Genomic DNA, 18,991 nt, shown 5'->3' with positions numbered 1-18,991 from the left:
GGCTCAGTAAAAGGCAGCTTCTCCCAATGGAATACCGGGATGAAGCTGCCTTTTATTTTTTCCTATATAGTGGTTCAGATACTGAAAAATCTTCATAGGCGTCTGCATATTGACTAATTCGTAAAGATTCCTTATTTCCTAGACCAAGGAATCCACCTCTAGACAAACTTTGAAGAAACAATTCATGGACTTTATTCTGAAGCGTTGGATTAAAATAGATTAATACATTTCTACAAAAAATAACGTGAAACTCATTAAATGATTGATCCGTCACTAAGTTATGTTGCGCAAAAATTACATTTTTTAATAAATGCTGTGAAAAAGACACAAATTGAGCATTTGTTTTATAGTATTCAGAGAACTCTTTTCCTCCGCCTGCTGCAAGGTAATTTCTCGTATAATCTTGCATTTTCCACAAGGAAACAACACCACTTTTAGCTGTATTCAATGCCTCTTCACTCATATCAGTCGCGTATATCGTGGTCTTGTCTATTAAGCCCTCTTCTTCTAATAGAATCGCCATCGACAGAACTTCTTCACCTGTAGCACAACCCGCATGCCAAATACGAATCTCTTCTATTTCACGAAGATGCGGAATAACATTCTTTCTAAATTCTTTAAAGAAGGAGGAGTCTCTGAACATCTCCGTCACCGGAACAGAAAATCCCTCAATCATTCTATTTAGAAAGCCAGGTTCGTATATGGCTTTTTCAATTAGAGCCGTAATGGTAGGAACATTCTCGATAGTTCGACGATTTTCTATCCTTCGCATAATAGATGCACGTACATACTCTCTGAAATCATATCCAGCCAAACGATAGATTGTTTCGAGAAGTAAATCTACTTCTAGTTCTTTTTTTTGATCTTCTAGTTCCATACTCATTAAATCATCCATTTCTATTAGTTAGAGACCCAAACACTTAGGACGGATAGAAGTTGCTCCATATTAAGAGGTTTACTAACGTAATCAGAAGCCCCTGCCTCTAGACATTTTTCACGATCTTTCTTCATGGCTTTAGCAGTTAGTGCAACAATAGGTAAATGAGACAGCTCGTCATTTAATCGGATTTTTTGCATAGTTTCATATCCATCCATATTAGGCATCATAATATCCATTAGAACGATATCAAAAAACAAAGGTTGTCTTTCTAGTGTATCAAGACATTCCAATCCATTATTTACAGAACTAACAATCATTCCTTCTTGTTTCAAGGCTGCTTCCAAAGCAAAAATATTTCGCAAATCATCATCCACTATTAATACTTTCTTACCTACTAATACATTCGGCTCTTCCAATTGGAGAGAACTCATTTCCTCTGTTGCAATAGGTTCATCTATCGAAGAGGCAGCGACTTCATCTAATAGTGTTAAACCAACTTCTTCTTTCGTTATTTCCTTGGACAAGCTTGGAAGATATAAAGTAAAAGTACTGCCAATGCCTTCCTCGCTTTCTAACGTAATATAACCACCAAGATGTTTGACATATTCTTGACAGATAGACAAACCGAGACCTGTTCCACCATATTGCCTCATTGTTGCACCTTCTGCTTGTTGGAATGCTTCAAAAATCAACCTATGTTTCTCTTTTGGAATACCTATTCCTGTATCCTTTACAGAAAACGAAATCCACCCATCTACTTCACTTCCAGCAAATGATGCTTTTAAGTTTTCTCTTTGAACAGATTTAATCTCTATTTTGACACTGCCTTTTTCCGTATACTTAAATGCATTGGAAAGTAGATTCTTCACAATTTGAAGCATTCTCTTTTCGTCTGTATAGAAAAATTCTTGAATATTAGGATCTTTAACTATTTCAAAAGAAATCTCTTTTTGTTCTGCAACATGCCGGAAATTCATTTCTAAATATGTCGGTAGATCATTCATATTCATTTCACCGTATACAATCTCCATTTTTCCTGCTTCTACCTTAGACAAGTCAAGTATATCGTCAATTAATGATAATAGGTCTTGACCAGAGGTATGAATTACTTTTGCAAAACTTTCATCCTCTTCTCTAGATTGCTCCTGTGCATTCTCTGCAATCAATTCGGATAGAATTAGAATGCTATTTAAAGGAGTTCTAAGTTCGTGTGACATATTGGCTAGAAATTCAGATTTATACTTGGAGCTCAAAATGAGTTGCTCAGCTTTCTCTTCTAAATCCTTTTTCGTTTGAATTAAAGCTGCTGATTTTTGTTCAGCTTCTCTCGATCTTTCTTCTAGCTTTTCATTAATTGTTTGTAGTTCTTCCGATTGCATTTGCAGCTCTTCCGACTGAGTTTGTAAATTATCTGATTGTACGCGTAATTCTTCCGTCATCGCCTGTGATTCCGTAAGTAAACGCCCTATCTCATCGCGATCTTTCACACTATTTAACGTAACCCCGAAATTATCTACAACGTCCATTATAAATTGTTGATCGACTGTAGAAAAATTACTAATGCTGAGTATTTCTATTACAGCAATTACTTCCCCTTCGTAAAGAATTGGTGCAATAATCATTCCTTTTGGACGAATGGTTCCTAATGCAGAAGGAATAAGTTGGAAATTATCTAAATCACTTATAACATGCATTCTTTTTTTAAGAGCATACTCACCAATTAAACCCTGCCCTAATTCAAAATTATTTCTACCAACTGTATCAAGCCCTTCTGCAAATGTAGCACATTTAACAAAACGATGTTTTTGATTTTGGAAGTCCCTTACGTAAATAGCTCCATATGATGCATTTGTTTCTTCTGATACGGAAGAAATAAATGCACTCCCTAAAGATGCTACTGTCGAAATACCTTGATAGGAATAATAAGTAGTATTGACACGATTTTGATGTGTGTCTCTTTGTTCTAGATTATCAAGCAACTCATTTGTCGCAAGACCTAGCTCTCTAATCTCATCTCGAGATTGCAATTTAATTCTCCTAGATAAATCCAACTCATTGGTGTTCGTGAAAGTAGCAATGTCTTTTATCGTTTGTATTACTTCATTGATAGTATGAACAATTGAACGAGATACCAATAGAGAAATTGTTATAGCCAGTCCGAAAGTGAGTAATCCCAAAAGGATTAATCCTTTTGCTAACTTGTTAATCTTTCGATCCAATTCATCTGCTCGTTCCTGTCTAAAGTCAAGTTCCGTGTCCCTGAAACGATTGAACTGACTTCGTATTTGCTCCATTTCTGTACGACCAGCATCGGTTTCCAAATAGTTTTTAGTTGAAATTTCATTTTCTTGTTTTTTTCGATTTATTGCCGGCTCTACGGATGTATCAATCCAATGTACAATGTAACCTTTAATTTCCTTTAATTTTTCTTGCTGTGCTGGATTGTCTTCCACCAGTATATATAATTCATCAAACGCATCCAGCCATTCTGACTGTCCAACGTTATATGGTTTCAAGTAGCTTTCATCGCTAGTAATTATATATCCTCTTTGCCCTGTCTCCATATCTAAAATGTTTTTTTCAATTTGATGTGAGAGAGTATTTACTCTAAAATCATGAACCATTATGAAACGTTTATCTGCTTGTAGAGAAGAAAACTGGTCACTTATCACGAAAAAAGAAACGATGATCATAACGATAACTAATATATACCCGGACATAATTTTAGTACGAATACCTGTTTTAAACTTTTTTCCCATCGAAGAAAGAACCTTCTTTCTATTAATAATGTATATATAGAAACAATACTTTTATTATTATAAGCTTTGTATTTACACAAATAAGTAACTTATTTGCCCTAATAATTTTAGCCACTAAATTGTAGTATACAATATTTTTTCATCACATCACAGGCAAATCCTTTTGCGTCAGCTCTTATTTCGGTAACTCTACACCTTTTTATCATGGATTTCTTGCTTATTTTTGCAAAGAAATACTGGTCGTATGGAGGTGCTGTGTAAAAAAGTGACACTTGCTTTAAAATCGAAAAGGCGGAACCACTTTAGAGAAAGGCTATCACCTTTGGATGCATGTTGTATGATACGAAAGTGGCTATTCTTTGACCCCCAAAAGCTTTGGCACTTTTTTTAACTGTGCTTGTAGAGAACGAGGGACGAACGACTACAACAAGATTACCGAAAAAAATGCGGAGGGATGCGACAAAGTCGCATCCCTCCGCATTCAGAAATCTCGGTAAAGGTGTAGTGATCGTTCATTCCAAAGCAATACAAAAGCAGCTAAATACCGAGTGCCTAATGTTTCATCACCAAATTTATTGATTGTCCCTATTTTAGATTTTTTTTCGTTAAAGTAATCCTAAATAGAACACCTTAAATAGAGTTTTTATGTCCTCTAGCTTTCTTATTATTCACCTTGGACTAGCTTTCCTTTATAAAATACAGCTTTACGTTTTGGAACTCTGGCAATTACTTCTGCTGAGCAGCTTGCATCGATTAGTAGCATACTTGCCTCGTCTCCAATTTTAGGCCATAGCTGGTTCCCTTCTCTGTCTAATGTTGTTTTCCCGCCAGTAATAAATTTTAAAATTTGCGTTAGGGAAACTTCATCTGTCCATCTAAAATGTTCGATTAAACGACTTGCTCTTTCTAGAACATCGCCATTTCCTGTAGGCCACCAGGAATCAAAAATATTATCGTTCCCTATCGCTACATTCACGCCACATTCGTCTAGTAACTTAATCGGCATTATTCTTCTATTCGGGAGACTTGATACTATTGAAATACCAGCATCTCTTAGTATTCCCGCCATTTCAAACGCTTCTTCCGTAGAAACATCGGCAAGTCCGAAAGCATGACTGACTGCTACTCTTCCTTCCCAGCCTGCTTGTTTTGTTAAATAAGCAAGACGTTTCATCGTAAAGTTTCCAAGATGTCCTGGATCATGTAAATGCAAATCGATATCTGCATTCCCTTCTACTGCAATATCCATTAATTCAACTAAAGATGCTTCAATATTATTATCTACAGTTGCTGGATCTACTGCACCTACTATACCAGCTCCATTTCTTACTGCCTCTCTAAGCAATTGTGAAGTACCCGTTTGCATTAGCCCATGCTGAGCAAAGGCGACGATTTCGGCACTTACTTTGTCTGAGTATGTTCGCAAAGCTTGCTGAACACCTTCTAAGTTTTTCAATTTTGCTTCTGGATAAATATCCACATGTGTTCGAATATGTGTGGATCCGTAGGATAATAATACTTCCAACAATGCTTCCGCTCGTTCCTTTGTACTTGAAGGAAGTGAGGCCAAAATATTACTTTCATTTGTACTTCTTTCTACAACGCTTGCAGCAGGAATACAAGACCTCCATTTTTCTCCCATATACGTTTTATCTAAGTGAACATGCTTTTCAACAAAGGATGGGAGTAGCAATAGTTTTTTTGCGTCCTTAATAGGAAAATTATCCGTAATCTGGTCCTCCATACGGATGATATTCGCAATTTTCCCTTCCGATATGAACAGATGAAACAAATCTGTTTTTGTACCAATAACTTTTTCATTTTCTTTCATAAATCCTGTTTCCAGTCGAACATTCTTTAACCAATAACTAGTAGTCATATATATTCACCTTTCTTTTTTTGAGAATTACATGGTGAAAGGGAATATCCAATATGGATATCCCTCTCTAATCATGTTGAGTTATTTAACCGACACATCATTTATTTCTAAATAGCCTGAAGGACTAATTGAAAATCCTTCCACTCCTTTTGCCGTTGCTGCTAAGTTTTCAATTACGCGAATCGGAATATATAAAGCATCATCCATTTCTAACTCTTGAGCTTTAGCATATAGTTCGATTCGTTTTTCTTGGTCTTTTTCCATTCGTGCAGCATCTAAAATTCCATCTACTTCTTTGTTACTGTAAAAGAAAGTGTTTCCTGCTCCTCCAATAGAATTTGTATGAAAAAGATTGTATTGGTTATAATCAGCATCACCAGTTGCATTTCTCCAGCTAATAATAAACATTTCAGAATTTCCAGCGTTGACTTGTTCTACAAAAGTCCCATACTCTAACACTTCTATATTAAGTTTAATACCAATTCCTTTTAACTGGGATTGAAGAACCTCCGCAACATTTATTCTTTCTCTACTATCCATTGTTTTCAGCGTTATTTCAAAGCCATCTGGATAACCTGCTTCCGCAAGTAATTTCTTCGCTTCATTTAAATTATATTCATATGTTTTCATATCAGGGTTATATCCAAAAACTTTTGAACCCATTAATGAGTTTGCTTCTGAACCAACGTTATTATAGACTCCTTTTAGAATAGAATCCATTTCTACTGCATGTGAAATCGCTTTTCGAACTCGAACATCACTTAACTTCTCATTTTTCACATTAAAGCCAATATATTCTGTTCCAAATCCTTCACTACGGTAAACTTCCGAGTTTTTAGAAGCTTCTACTGTTTCCATCATCGGTACAGATAGTGGTTCAGCAATTTGTGCTTCGCCAGTTTCAAGCATCGAAACACGTGTAGTTTCTTCTGGCACTACTTTAAATACTACTTTATCGACTTTCGCTTTTGTACCCCAATAGCTTTCATTTTTCTTCAGAACAATTTCTTGTCCAGGCGTCCAAGATTCAAAAACAAATGGTCCAGTACCATCTGGTTCTTTAATTTGTTCTTTGCCATACTTTTCAATTGCTTTCGGACTAATAATGCCACCTTCATGACTTGCTAAAATAGAAAGTAATGGCGAATATGGTTCAGATAAAAGAAATTGTACAGTATGATCATCAACAACTTTCACTTCTTTAACCATTTTAAACAGAGCTGCTTTAGGAGAACCAACATTTGGATCTAACATACGATCAAATGTCTTTTTCACAGCATCTGCATTGAAATCAGTACCATCATGAAATTTCACGTCTTCTCTAAGCTTAAACTCCCATGTTGTATCATCAACTTGTTTATACTCTTTTGCTAATAAAGGTTGAATTTCTGCGTTTTTATCACGCCCTACCAGCCCTTCATAAATCTTCCCATGTGTCACGCTTGCCGCATTGATAGTGGACATAAACTGATGATCTAAACTCTCTGCATCTGATAAACGAGCAATCACTAAAGTGCTACCATCTTTAGCTGAGCTATTCTTACTACCTTCAGTAGCATTCTCTTCTTTTCCTGTAGAGCAACCTGCAATTAGTAATGTCAATAACAATACTAAAAACCATTGTGTAGCACTTTTCTTTTTCATCTACTTCTCCTCCTTATATTATAAACCATTTTGGTTATTCCAATTATAAGAAATATTCAGACTTTTAATTTTAAATTTATTTACTATATTTTTCATTATTTTTTCTTCTTTTAATCGATTCGCTCTACATATGTAAAAGATGGTAGCAGTAATTGTTCCTCTCCTAGCTCCTGGTAATCTCTTTTTACATATCCTTTTCTCATTTTATTATAATACTTTTGTCCTTTTTGTTTGATATCATCCAAATCAAGATTAGGAATTTTTCTGTCTTTCATAACTACTCGTCCATTAATAATCGATAGTTTCACATCTCTTCCACTTCCACTTACAATCATCGTTCGAATAGGATCATCTAGAGGACCCATATGAAATGCGTCTAGATCAATTGCAATAATATCTGCCTTTGCCCCTACAGCTAGTCTCCCTAAATCTTCTCTTTCAAGAAAAGATGCTGCTCCTAGTGTTGCTGCTCGATAAAAATCAGCGTAGGTAGAGTCATCTACTTTTTTGTCTATAAGTCTTGAAAGCATACTGCCTGTACGAATGTTTTGGAACATATCTGGAGGAAATGTATCAGTTCCAAGGCAGATATTAACACCGTATCTTTTATATTTCGCAAAAGATTCTAAAGCGTCGCCATGCCTACCAATAATGAGTGGACAGTGAATAACTGTCGTATTAGTCTCTTTTAGAAGTGCAATATCATCACCCTCACCGTTCGTTGCACCACTATATCCAGTGATAAAATGAGCGTGTGGAATACCTGTTTTGGGACCTAGAAATCCTATATTATATAAATATCTAATTGGCGTAACTCCATGTGTTTCAACGAATGTATTATATTCAAAACTTCCCTGTGCAGCATGAAGTTTAATTGGAACACCAAGTTTTTCACTATAATATTTCGTTTGTATGAGATTTTCTTCCGTTTGGCATTCAATTCTTTCTGGTGCAAGCATCCCTCTAACCAGGCCGTCATACGCACCATCAAATTCTTCTACAAACTGCACTGCTCTTTTTAACCCCGCTCGACCCGCTTCTTCATCCCAGAAAAGCTTGACCTTTCCATCTGGTTCTACTACTCTTATGCCAGATTGATAGCTTGGTCCAAGATAAATTCTTAATCCTAAGCTTGCAGCATGTTCTGCAGCTGCAGCTAATTCTTCATATGTTTCTGCCCATTTTTTATAAAAGACTGAAGTAATCGGCATAGCGGTAGTAATACCGTGCAATATAAGCTGGGAGTATGCATAAAGGGATTTAAAAGCTTCCTCTTCTTCTGTCATCCATTCATCATGTCCTTCTTGTACAAACTGTTCCGACCAAAGAAGATTTTTACTTTTGGACATTGTTGCTTCCAGATGAACTATATCGTGATCAATATCTCCGAGCGCATTTAAATCAATAAATCCAGGGCTAATAACAGCATTTCCTACATCTATCACTTCATCTACAGTTTCAGAATAATCTTTTCCGACAAAAACAATCGTGTCGTTTTCATAAACCACTTGTGCATTCTCTAAAATGACATGATCTTGACCATCATAGCCAATGACATACTTTCCTATAATCTTTGTTTTCATTTATGCTCACCTTTCGTCACGGTAAATTTATAATCATCCTCGTTATATCTCTTTTCATCAATATATTCTCGTGCTTGTCCCCAAAAGGATTTTGAAGGTTGCATATGTTTTTCAAGTCCAGCACGTTTCACTGTTGCATATGCTTCCTCATTTGCTTCATCCAACACCATATGTTCATCGACCGTTCGTACGTTTCGCCCCTCCATTACGATTTTCCCATTTACGATGACATTATCTACATCGCTAGCTACAGCCTGATAAACAAGTCTATGGACATGCATAAACTCAGGAGTTAGATGTGGTTGATGCAGATTTACAGTAATTACATCTGCCTTTTTCCCTATTTCAAGAGAGCCTAGTTCGTCATCCCATCCAATACATTTCGCAGCATCGATTGTGACCATTTCTAACAGCTTTCCAGGTGGTAAATAATATTCATCTCTAAGAGCTGATTGGTGAATAAACTGGGTTTTACGCATTGCTTGGAACATATCAAAACTTGTACTTGGTGAAGTCCCATCTGTTGATATGGCAACTGTTGCTCCCATTTCTATTAATTCCGTAATAGGCGTTCTTGCTTGTACTTGTGTAAACCCTGGCGAGGCACTTACATTGGTTCCTGTCTCCGCTAAAATTCTTGCCTCATCAAAAGAAATACCACGGCAATGTTGTAAATGAACATCCGGACCTAATAGCGCATTTTCTTTATCCTGTATCGCTAAATGAATCATCCCTCCAAAAGCATCAGAATGGATTCTCGTATTATATTTCTTCGCTATCTGTCTAATTTTCTTCGCTTGATACAAATCATGGTCATTTAATCCATACAGTTTTGCTGGCGAGGTTGGATTGGATGGATCCACAGATGTGACAATAACAAACGGTGTGATAAAAGCTCTCGTATGATCGTCATTTGCATGGTTTAATGCTTCAATGACACTTTCTGCACCATGTAATACTTGATCGTACGTAACTTCTCTCGTAATTTGTTTACCATCTACCCATCGACTAAATAAATGTGGCCATGGTGGATTACATGGACCAGTACAAACTACCTCTCGAACACCAACTTCTGCGTATGCTTTCGCATGGTTCAGCGCAAAGATCGGCTCATCTGATCGTGGCATTGACCCTAAAACAGAAACCCCTGTCGTTATTCCTGCCTTTAAACGTTCCAAAGAGGATAATTTCCCTTCATAATACCAAAACTCATCCGTCACAAAATGCTTATACGTATTTGTTATAATAGGCATCCAAAAGTCTTCCATCGCAATCGTCTTAAACATGGAATGACCACCGTGGCCATGAGCATCGATAAATCCTGGCAAAATACAATGATGACTGCAATCCATCACTTTTTTTGCTTCATACTTTTCCAATAGAACTTCCGTTATATCTACATCTAAAATTCTTCCACCGTTTATCGCAACTGCACCATCTTGCAATATTCTTCTGTCTTTATCCATCGTTATGACGGTTCCATGAATCAACAATAGATCAATCATCTTTTCCCCCACCTTCTCTCTTTTCTAGCACTAATCTTAAGTATAAAAAAATTGAACAAACATTATTTTCAGAATAGTTACTATTTTTTAAAATTTATTTACCTTTTGATTGATAATAGTAAATTGTTAGAGTTAAATAAGGAAAACGTAAGCCTCATTTAAGTGAATCTTGTCTTTACTATTTCCAGAGTACTTTGGACGAAGCATTGGCTACACCATTACCATGGGAATTTTTGTGGATTGAGAAGTGACTGCGTCACTTCTCAATCCACTTTTTCAGGTAATCTTGTGGCAGATGTTTGTCCGTCGCCATCTTGAAATATGTAGAGGCAAGGTACATACGGTTTGGATAATGAGAGAATTAATCCTTTCCTATTCTTTTAAAAGCGGACGAAGATGCAGTTTCGTCCGCTCAGCACTTCTATATCAATGGATGCTATCTATTTTTCTCTAGTTCCACTTTCCCTATTGGTAAACAAAGAAAAGTACCAGTTATTATTTCGCAGAAACACATTGTCTTTCTTAATTGCACTATTGATTGGATTGGATTGGAGCGGAAGGCGGGAACAGCGAGACAGGTGAGACACTGCAAGAAGCGGTAACATAGGAGAAGGCTCGTCGCTCACAAAGCGGAAAGCAAATACCAAAGCGACAAATTCTACTAGCTAATACAAGATAGGCAGCTAAATGTAATTTAGAGAATGCTAGTCAAAGTGCCGTTATCGATTGAGGGATTACAGAGATAGAAAATTACCTATAATTGTTTAATCAACAGGAGTTAGTTTCATAAATAGCATTTAATTATCAAAACACGAACAATACTTAATTTATTGATTGGAGTGACAGGCGGCGACCATAGCCGTGTACTTAAGAAGAATAGTAAGTTTCAAATTATATGTTTTTACTATTTTTCGAGAAATTTAATGTTGCAAATGAGTGTTTTGAGGTTAGAATAAGATATGTTCTAAAAAAAGAACATAACAAATAAACCCAAAATAAAGCAGTTTCCAACTACCTTTAATTTGGATTTTTTGTGAATTTAATCAAACAAATAGAGTGTGCGGTTCTGGCTTTGTCGATTTTAAGTTGAATTTTTCTGTGGTAGGAATAAGACTCTTAAAGAACAAACTCCAGCTTCGTGCACTTTTTTTGCTTTCTAAAACGAGTCGGTTTATCATTCTAGAAATCATACGGATCGTTAAATCTTCACTAATAAATTTATTTAATGTTTTCCAAACTACCTTTCGAATAAAACCTGTGGTTATCATGCTTAACAGCATGACAATACATTGGCAATATACGTGGCATAACCAACGTTCCATTTTCATGTCTTTTATTTGATGGATTTTCAAATGAGATTTCCATGTTTTAAAACGAAGTTCAATCTGCCATCGAACACGATATAACTGAGTTATTTTTTCAACGGAAATAGTAGGTGGTAAATTAGTTATGTAAATAGTTAGTCCAGAAAGTGCAGCTACATTTTCTTTTGGAATAGAGCGGCATTTTTTTGATAACTTCTAATTCTTTTGTTTATATTTTTTGCTTCTTGCACTTCATCATGGCGATAAATAACACAACGTGTGGGCATTTTTTTATGTCTTCCCACATAAATTTGATTCCACTCTCGATATTGTCCCCTAGGTAATGTTTTTAATTCTTCTTCCATGTATAAACGCTGATAGCGTTGGCTTTCAATAAAGGAACCATCTGGATGACGAGGTGGATCATCAACCTCTACAAAGAACTGCGAATCCATTCTAGCTCTTGAAAGATAAAAGGCTTCAGATAGATGAATTTGTTCAAATAAATCCAAATGATAGTAACCTAAATCCTGCAAGAATAAATCCCCTTTTTCTAAACTAGCTAGTCGTTCGAATCCTGCGGGACTGTCTGCGGATTTCCCTTCATCTAAACTAAACCAAAGTAATTTCTCACTTAAGTAATCAAATTCAAATTGAATTTTAGCACCAGCATCTCTCGTTCCTTTATACTCATTTTCATATGATTTAGGGAGTTTAAAGCTTGTACTATCAATAATTCGAATCCGTTTGTATGGGGAATCTTTCTTTAATTTCATTTCAGCCAATGGCGCCTGAAGTTGATATTGAAATAGACGGTCAAATAGGGCCTTAAAAAAGTCGACAGCTTCAGTAGTGAATCGTTTATTTAAACCTGATTTAGTAATATTTATATGATGTTTTTCTAAATCGTGGCATAAATTATTTAATGAGGGCTGAACAAGATTAGCATTTTGTCGAAAGACAAGTGATAAAAAGTCGGAAGCTGAAAATTGCCGCTCCCGTTTAATAAATCCTGTTTCCTTCGCTAGTTGTTCAATATTTTTAGGTAGAAAAAGTTGAAAACATTCTTTTAAATATAAATTATGTTGATTGTACATAAAAGCCTCCTCTAAGTTGTCGTTTTAATACTAACTTAAAAGAGGCACTTATTATGAAAAATAATTGAATTAGCTTAAGTACACGGCTATGAGGCGGCGACTCCAGCGGGATGAGTGAGAGGCCACTGAAAAAGTCCAATTTTCCCGAAAATGAAAATTTCATAAAAACTCATTCCCAAAAAAGTACTATTCTTAGCTACTAAAGTGGGGGTACTCTGCTTATTCTCAAGGTTTATACCTATGAAAGTGGGGGTAAGAATTTTCAAGATTTTTAAATTCAAATTTTTAGTCACTTTTTCAGTGGCCTCATGAGTGAGACAGATGAGACATTGCAAACGACGCGAATGCGGCGGTGATGGCTCATCGCTCACCCCGTGGAAAGCGTCTGCCTATAGCGGAAATCATGCTGATTTATGAAGAGCATATTATATATTCATACTTTTCACTTTAATATTGTTCGTGTTTTATGAACTAAATTTGAAATATGAAATTGCTTCAACAGACATGATTCATCTAATATTTACTTCGAATATCTTGATGAAAACTCTACTCTTGCAAATAACATTGATAGAACGGAGAAAACCCCAGATAGGAAGAAGCTTATCCAAATAGTTTGTAATGATGTTAAACCACCAAATAGCGTCACACTAATCAACCAGCCAGCTATAATTGAATAAGGCAATAACCTGGATATTTTACGTTTTGAAAAAATGATGATCAACATGACTGGAATAGATGCAGCATAAAGATGTCCATAGAAAAAAAGAAAATCTAGCAAAGTAAATTTAGCAAAATGTGTCACAATTAAGAGAAACAACAATAACAACCCAGAGAAAATATACGATTCTTTCCTCATTTGCTGATCAGTCATCGAGCTTTTCAAAGGGAGTCGAATATGCTTGATAAAATGAATCGTAGTAGCATGGATCTCCGCATTTATCGTTGTGGATAAAGCACCAAAACAAAATAAAAAGAATAAAACCGAAAGAAAAATAGGATCTATTTTTGTTATTAATTGAAACAAAAGGGTATATGTTTCGCCAAAAGATCCTTCAAAAATAACAATCAACAGCATTGCAGAAAGAGCTATAGGTATCGTGCTCCAAACAAACGCTGTTGACCAAAAAGTAATACGAACTTTTTTCTGTTCAATCATATATAATCTTTGCCAAGTCGATCGGTCTGTAAGTACTTGTCCACAGGCAACTAACATAAACGTCGCAATAAAAAAATATGCTTCATGGTTTTTAGCAAACAACAAATAGGGATGATATAATCTAATGCCATCGTAAACTTTAAAAGCTCCTTCTTGTATGAAAAAGTACAATGGAATGAAAATGATTGCAGCAAAAATAAAGAAAATAGAAATCCCTTCAAATTTTTGTATCCACTTCATACCACCCAGCCCTGCTATGATAAAACAATAAAAGAAGAAGAAAAATAGAGAAACAGTAAATGGTATATTAAATAATAAATCAAATAAAACGGCTGCTCCTACCGCTTGCATGAATAAAGAATCTAATCCTAGGAATAAGATTATAATTGTCATTAACCAATAGCCATCTTTTCGAAGCCTCTCTTGAAAAACATCCCCGATCGTTTCTACATCTGGAAATCTAAATCTAATTTTATTTGCAAATGTTCCGAACATAAAAATAGAAAACGCACCTACTAGAGAATAACCAATTCCACCTAAAAGACCGTATTTCACTAATGATTCAGGTGAAGAAAGAATTGTATTCCCTGTGATCCATCGTGCCAAAAGACTTATCATTCCTGACGAAATTCCCAAAATTAAAGAACCCGTAATATAGTGACGATAGGTTTTCATATTCCAAAACCTTTCGCTTTTTTGGGATTTACTCGATATTCCGATGGGGTTATCCCATTTTGTTTTTTAAACATGGAACTAAAATAATGCTGACTGTTAAATCCAGCTTTTTCAGAAACAACAGCCATACTCAATTCTTTATGCTCTAATAATATTTTTTTCGCCATTTCGAGCCGATATGCATTTAAATAATCTGCAAATCCGATTCCCACTTCTTCATAAAATTTACGACTTAAATAAGTTGCATTCAAGTGTATTCGATTCGCTACTATACTAAGGCTAAGTTTTTCGTTATATTCCTCACGAATAATACGCAAAACTTCTTGAATGGAGTCATTTTGAGATATCCATTTTCTATACTTTTCAAGCAATCCCAACAATTCATTTTCTACTATAGGTTTTGTTAAATAGTCATTGACCCCTATCCGTAAGGAAGATTGAGCATATTCAAACGATTGATAAGCTGTAACCATAATTATGTCCATTGTATAATTTTTCTTTAATTCTTTAGCCAACTCTAAACCGCTCTTTCCTGGCATTTGAATATCTAGAAATGCTAGAGAAACATTAATCTTACCCGCTATTTGAAGAGCAATGGACGCATCTTGTGCTTTGTAAAACGTCCAATTCGGAAAATGGGGTTTCATAATATATTCCAATTGATCTAACTCTAATGTTTCATCATCTACAAGTAGAATATTCATAATCCCTTCCTCCTCTCTCTTATTTATTTGGTTAACGGAAATTTCACTTCAACAAGTGTTTCATCACCAATGTATCTCATATTTAAATAATGTACTTGTTCTGGAAATAACAGATCTAATCTCTTTTGTATGTTTCGAATTCCATACCCCTCTTCTTGTGGGCTATACTCTTTCTTTTCATTAATAGGTTCAATAAAGTAGGAATTCCATACTTCTATATACATAAAACCATCTGAATTATACACATTTATTTTCAAACGGGCAGGGCCCATATTCTTCTCAAAACCATGTTTAAATGCATTTTCGACTATAGTTTGTATCATAAACGGGGGCAATAAAGCATTTTCGCAAAAAGCTTCTACATTTTTAGTAACTTCAAGTCGTTCCGCGAAACGTAAAATTTGGATATCTAAATAATTATTTACATATGCAATTTCATCTTCCACTTTAATAAGAGAAGCATGCGTAACATATTTAAACTTAAAAAACTTTGCCATTACTTCCAAGCCTTTTATCAATTCTTCTTTTCGGTCAAGCCGAGCCAAACTTAACATTGTATTAAGCGTATTGAAAAAAAAGTGAGGTTGTATTTGCTGATTTAACTGATCGTAATTTGCGTGCTGTAATTCTTTTTCCAACGCAAGCTTTGAAGCTTCTTTCTGCAGATTGTCAATTTGTCGTTCAAAAATCATTACAAATGAAAGTGTAAAAGCTCCTACAAGAGGAGCTAATACACAAATCAAGACGTATAATGAAAAAGATTCCAAAGGCATCATGATGCATACGTCCTCTCTTATAATAACCGTATTCCATTATAGTATCTTCATTATGACAATTAGTAAATCGTACAAGTGACCATTTTTTATGATAGTAATTCCTCTGCAAAATGACAAGCGACCGAATGATTAGTATCTACTTCTCTTAATAAAGGTTCCTCTTGACGGCAGCGTTCTGTAGCAAAAGGACAGCGCGTGTGAAATCTACAACCTGTAGGAGGATTTATAGGAGATGGAACGTCCCCCTTTAAAATGATTCTTTCTCTTCTCTTTGTTTCATCTATTACAGGAATAGCTGACAGAAGAGCTTTCGTGTAAGGGTGCATAGGATTGTTAAATAGAGAAGACTTATCAGCAATTTCTACAACTTTCCCTAGATACATAACCATAACACGATCCGAAATATGTCGAACAACACTTAAATCATGAGAAATAAATAAAAATGTCAGATCATAATCTTTTTGAAGCTTTTTTAGTAAATTTAATATTTGCGCTTGAATCGATACATCTAGAGCAGAAACCGCCTCATCGCAAATGATTATTTCTGGATTTACCGCAAGTGCTCTTGCTATTCCAATTCGTTGGCGTTGTCCCCCAGAAAATTCATGTGGATATCTTTCCAAATACTCTGGACGTAACCCAACATGTTTCATCAACTCTAACATTCTAGCCTCTCTCTGGTTAGGAGGGAGTACTTTTTGTATAGCCATTGCTTCCTCTAACATTTGACGTATTGTTCTTCTTGGGTTTAACGAAGCATATGGGTCTTGAAAAATCACTTGAATATTTCCTCTAACATTTCGTAACTCTTTTTTATTCATTTTTAACAGAGATTCACCTTTAAATAATACATCTCCATCAGTCGGTTCATCTAAACGTAAAATAGATCTTCCAGTTGTCGATTTCCCGCATCCCGATTCACCTACGATACTTAACGTTTCTCCAGGATACAGATCAAAGTTAATTCCATCAACTGCTTTTACAACTTGTTTCGGTTGGAAGATTGCCTCTTTTTTCAATGCAAAGTGCTGCTTCAAATCAGAGACTTTTAACAACGGACTTTTCTCTTTGAGAAGATTACTCATAGTGCTACCCCCTCTTTTGTTAAACTATCTTGCCATTCATCAGAATATTTCCAACATCTAACTTTACTATTTTCATCATACTGGATAAGATTTGGTTGCTTTTGGATACAAATATCCGTTGCAAATGGACATCTTTCCGCAAATCGACAACCCTCTGGATATTCATAAGGACTCGGTACAGTTCCTTCAATAATTTGCAGTTCTTCCTGATCTTCATATAACTTAGGAAGGGATCCGATTAACCCTTGAGTATAAGGATGCAAAGGATTTTTAAATAGATCTTTGGTATCTTGATGTTCTACAATTTGACCCGCATACATTACACCAACTTGATCACACATTTCTGCTACTACTCCTAGATCATGTGTGATGAAAATGATGCCCATGCCAATTTTCTTTTGTAAATCTTTCATGATTTCTAATATTTGAGCCTGAATCGTTACATCTAACGCAGTAGTTGGCTCATCTGCAATTAGAACTTCAGGAGTACAAGCTAATGCCATTGCAATCATAATTCTTTGTCTCATACCACCACTTAGTTGAAAAGGTTCTTGCTTCGCTCTTTTTTCAGGCGAAGGTATTCCAACAAGACCAATCATTTCAACTGATTTATCCCATGCTTGCTTTTTGGACAACCCCTGGTGTAATCTGAGTGCTTCCGCGATTTGCTCGCCTACTGGGATAACTGGGTTTAAACTAGTCATTGGTTCTTGAAAAATCATCGAAATGCGATTTCCTCTTATTTTTCGTATCTCCTCTTCAGACATCGTCACTAAGTCTTGTCCCTTCAATAATACTTGCCCATCAACAATTTTCCCTGGTGGAGATGGTATTAATCGAAGAATAGATAACGAAGTCATAGATTTTCCACATCCAGATTCTCCAACTATCCCCATCGTTTCGCCTTTTCTTAAAACAAAATCTATGCCATCTACCGCTTTTGCCGTACCTTTATTGGATATAAAATGTGTTTTTAAGTTTTTTACTTCTAAAACAATTTCATTTGTCATCGTTTATCCCCCCTAGTTCAAATCGATTCGTTTATTGAAAACTTTATACATAACATCCACTAACAGATTCACGAAGACAAAAACTAAAGAAGCAACTAATACCCCGCCTTGCACCATTGGAATATCTCTTGTTCGTATTGCATCAACAATCATTCGACCTAATCCATTTATAGCAAACACAGACTCTACTAAAACAGTACCACCGAGTAAACTACCAAATTGTAGACCCACAACAGTAATAACAGGAATTAAAGCATTTCTTAAAGCGTGCTTATAAATAATGACATGTCCTTTAAGACCTTTTGCTTTCGCTGTTCGTATATAGTCTTGTCCAACTACCTCGAGCATACTTGAACGAGTCATACGGGCAACGATTGCTGCTCCTCCTGCTCCGAGTGTAATAGCGGGTAAAATTATATGTGCTGTACTATCCCATCCAGCAACCGGTAGCCACTGTAGCTTCACAGAAAATACATACATCAGTAATAAACCTAACCAAAAACTTGGAAGTGATATTCCGATTAATGCGACAACCATTACACTAATATCGGAAAATGAGTATGGCCTTACCGCGGAAATAATTCCTGCGATTAACCCGAGTACGATTGTGATCATAATACTAAAAAATGCAAGCTCCATCGTAATAGGTAAGCGAATCATAATTTCATCCAAAACAGGTTGGTTATTTTTTAGAGAATTTCCTAAATCTCCTTTAAATACATTTCCTACGTATGAAAAATACTGTTCATAAAGTGGTCTGTTTAAACCTAAATTTTCTCGTAGTTCATTAACCGTTTCCTTTGATGCCCCTTCCCCTGCCATAATAACAGCTGGATCACCTGGTACCATTTGCATAATTAAAAACACAACTAAAGTGACACCTAATATGACAGGAACTATTTGCACTAAACGTTTCAAGATAAATAAAAACATA

At 35.6% G+C, this 18,991-nt stretch carries 14 protein-coding genes; all 14 read right to left on the bottom strand.

Translation table 11 applies throughout. The features are described from left to right. Nucleotides 1-52 precede the first annotated feature (52 nt). The 14 genes from PB01_RS02350 to nikB all read right to left on the bottom strand — a co-directional run bounded on the left by PB01_RS02350 (nucleotide 53) and on the right by nikB (nucleotide 18,990). On the bottom strand, nucleotides 53-883 hold the full coding sequence (locus PB01_RS02350; protein ID WP_225986143.1) for a CheR family methyltransferase: 831 nt from the start codon (nucleotides 881-883) through the stop codon (nucleotides 53-55). 17 nt (nucleotides 884-900) lie between these two features. Continuing rightward, entirely contained in the window at nucleotides 901-3,639 is a 2,739-nt protein-coding gene (locus tag PB01_RS02345) for a CHASE3 domain-containing protein (protein WP_151698688.1), read from the bottom strand. Nucleotides 3,640-4,303: 664 nt separating this feature from the next. After that, nucleotides 4,304-5,518 (bottom strand): amidohydrolase, encoded by a 1,215-nt coding sequence (locus PB01_RS02340; RefSeq protein ID WP_151698687.1) that lies wholly within the window; start codon nucleotides 5,516-5,518, stop codon nucleotides 4,304-4,306. An 81-nt stretch (nucleotides 5,519-5,599) separates the two neighbouring features. Next, entirely contained in the window at nucleotides 5,600-7,162 is a 1,563-nt protein-coding gene (locus tag PB01_RS02335; RefSeq protein ID WP_151698686.1) for a glutathione ABC transporter substrate-binding protein, read from the bottom strand. Between the two features lie 110 nt (nucleotides 7,163-7,272). Beyond that, nucleotides 7,273-8,745 (bottom strand): chlorohydrolase family protein, encoded by a 1,473-nt coding sequence (locus tag PB01_RS02330; protein WP_151698685.1) that lies wholly within the window; start codon nucleotides 8,743-8,745, stop codon nucleotides 7,273-7,275. Then, the gene (locus PB01_RS02325; RefSeq protein WP_151698684.1) at nucleotides 8,742-10,250 is read right to left on the bottom strand and encodes an amidohydrolase family protein; all 1,509 of its coding nucleotides are present in this window, start codon (nucleotides 10,248-10,250) and stop codon (nucleotides 8,742-8,744) included. Before PB01_RS02325 ends, PB01_RS02330 begins: the two co-directional genes overlap by 4 nt. A gap of 1,043 nt (nucleotides 10,251-11,293) precedes the next feature. Continuing rightward, nucleotides 11,294-11,680, bottom strand: coding sequence for a transposase (locus PB01_RS21850; protein WP_404815111.1), 387 nt, complete (start codon nucleotides 11,678-11,680; stop codon nucleotides 11,294-11,296). Nucleotides 11,681-11,727: 47 nt separating this feature from the next. Beyond that, the gene (locus PB01_RS02315) at nucleotides 11,728-12,651 is read right to left on the bottom strand and encodes an IS4 family transposase (RefSeq protein ID WP_151698682.1); all 924 of its coding nucleotides are present in this window, start codon (nucleotides 12,649-12,651) and stop codon (nucleotides 11,728-11,730) included. Nucleotides 12,652-13,171: 520 nt separating this feature from the next. Continuing rightward, a complete protein-coding gene (locus tag PB01_RS02310; protein ID WP_151698681.1) occupies nucleotides 13,172-14,413 on the bottom strand; it encodes an SLC5/6 family protein in 1,242 nt (413 codons plus the stop codon). Nucleotides 14,414-14,478: 65 nt separating this feature from the next. Beyond that, the gene (locus PB01_RS02305) at nucleotides 14,479-15,186 is read right to left on the bottom strand and encodes a response regulator transcription factor (RefSeq protein ID WP_151698680.1); all 708 of its coding nucleotides are present in this window, start codon (nucleotides 15,184-15,186) and stop codon (nucleotides 14,479-14,481) included. 23 nt (nucleotides 15,187-15,209) lie between these two features. Further along, complete coding sequence (locus tag PB01_RS02300; protein ID WP_151698679.1) at nucleotides 15,210-15,962, bottom strand: sensor histidine kinase; 753 nt, start codon at nucleotides 15,960-15,962, stop codon at nucleotides 15,210-15,212. 86 nt (nucleotides 15,963-16,048) lie between these two features. Continuing rightward, nucleotides 16,049-17,047, bottom strand: a complete 999-nt coding sequence (locus PB01_RS02295; protein ID WP_151698678.1) for an ABC transporter ATP-binding protein — start codon at nucleotides 17,045-17,047, stop codon at nucleotides 16,049-16,051. Continuing rightward, nucleotides 17,044-18,057, bottom strand: a complete 1,014-nt coding sequence (locus PB01_RS02290) for an ABC transporter ATP-binding protein (RefSeq protein ID WP_151698677.1) — start codon at nucleotides 18,055-18,057, stop codon at nucleotides 17,044-17,046. Before PB01_RS02290 ends, PB01_RS02295 begins: the two co-directional genes overlap by 4 nt. 12 nt (nucleotides 18,058-18,069) lie before the next feature. After that, the gene (gene nikB, locus PB01_RS02285) at nucleotides 18,070-18,990 is read right to left on the bottom strand and encodes a nickel ABC transporter permease (RefSeq protein ID WP_151698676.1); all 921 of its coding nucleotides are present in this window, start codon (nucleotides 18,988-18,990) and stop codon (nucleotides 18,070-18,072) included. Nucleotide 18,991: the final 1 nt, after the last annotated feature.

Origin of the sequence: Psychrobacillus glaciei (genome assembly GCF_008973485.1) — a bacterium.
In the GTDB taxonomy this organism is placed as follows: Bacteria; Bacillota; Bacilli; order Bacillales_A; family Planococcaceae; genus Psychrobacillus; species Psychrobacillus glaciei.
This window is presented reverse-complemented; position numbering and strand designations above follow the sequence as displayed.

Bases quoted from the DNA above. Each gene is read 5' to 3' on its own strand.
- PB01_RS02290 (WP_151698677.1), bottom strand. From the start codon at position 18,057: ATGACAAATGAAATTGTTTTAGAAGTAAAAAACTTAAAAACACATTTT.
- PB01_RS02350 (WP_225986143.1), bottom strand. From the start codon at position 883: ATGAGTATGGAACTAGAAGATCAAAAAAAAGAACTAGAAGTAGATTTA.
- nikB (WP_151698676.1), bottom strand. From the start codon at position 18,990: ATGTTTTTATTTATCTTGAAACGTTTAGTGCAAATAGTTCCTGTCATA.
- PB01_RS02305 (WP_151698680.1), bottom strand. From the start codon at position 15,186: ATGAATATTCTACTTGTAGATGATGAAACATTAGAGTTAGATCAATTG.
- PB01_RS02345 (WP_151698688.1), bottom strand. From the start codon at position 3,639: ATGGGAAAAAAGTTTAAAACAGGTATTCGTACTAAAATTATGTCCGGG.
- PB01_RS02295 (WP_151698678.1), bottom strand. From the start codon at position 17,047: ATGAGTAATCTTCTCAAAGAGAAAAGTCCGTTGTTAAAAGTCTCTGAT.
- PB01_RS02315 (WP_151698682.1), bottom strand. From the start codon at position 12,651: ATGTACAATCAACATAATTTATATTTAAAAGAATGTTTTCAACTTTTT.
- PB01_RS02335 (WP_151698686.1), bottom strand. From the start codon at position 7,162: ATGAAAAAGAAAAGTGCTACACAATGGTTTTTAGTATTGTTATTGACA.
- PB01_RS02340 (WP_151698687.1), bottom strand. From the start codon at position 5,518: ATGACTACTAGTTATTGGTTAAAGAATGTTCGACTGGAAACAGGATTT.
- PB01_RS02330 (WP_151698685.1), bottom strand. From the start codon at position 8,745: ATGAAAACAAAGATTATAGGAAAGTATGTCATTGGCTATGATGGTCAA.
- PB01_RS02300 (WP_151698679.1), bottom strand. From the start codon at position 15,962: ATGATGCCTTTGGAATCTTTTTCATTATACGTCTTGATTTGTGTATTA.
- PB01_RS02325 (WP_151698684.1), bottom strand. From the start codon at position 10,250: ATGATTGATCTATTGTTGATTCATGGAACCGTCATAACGATGGATAAA.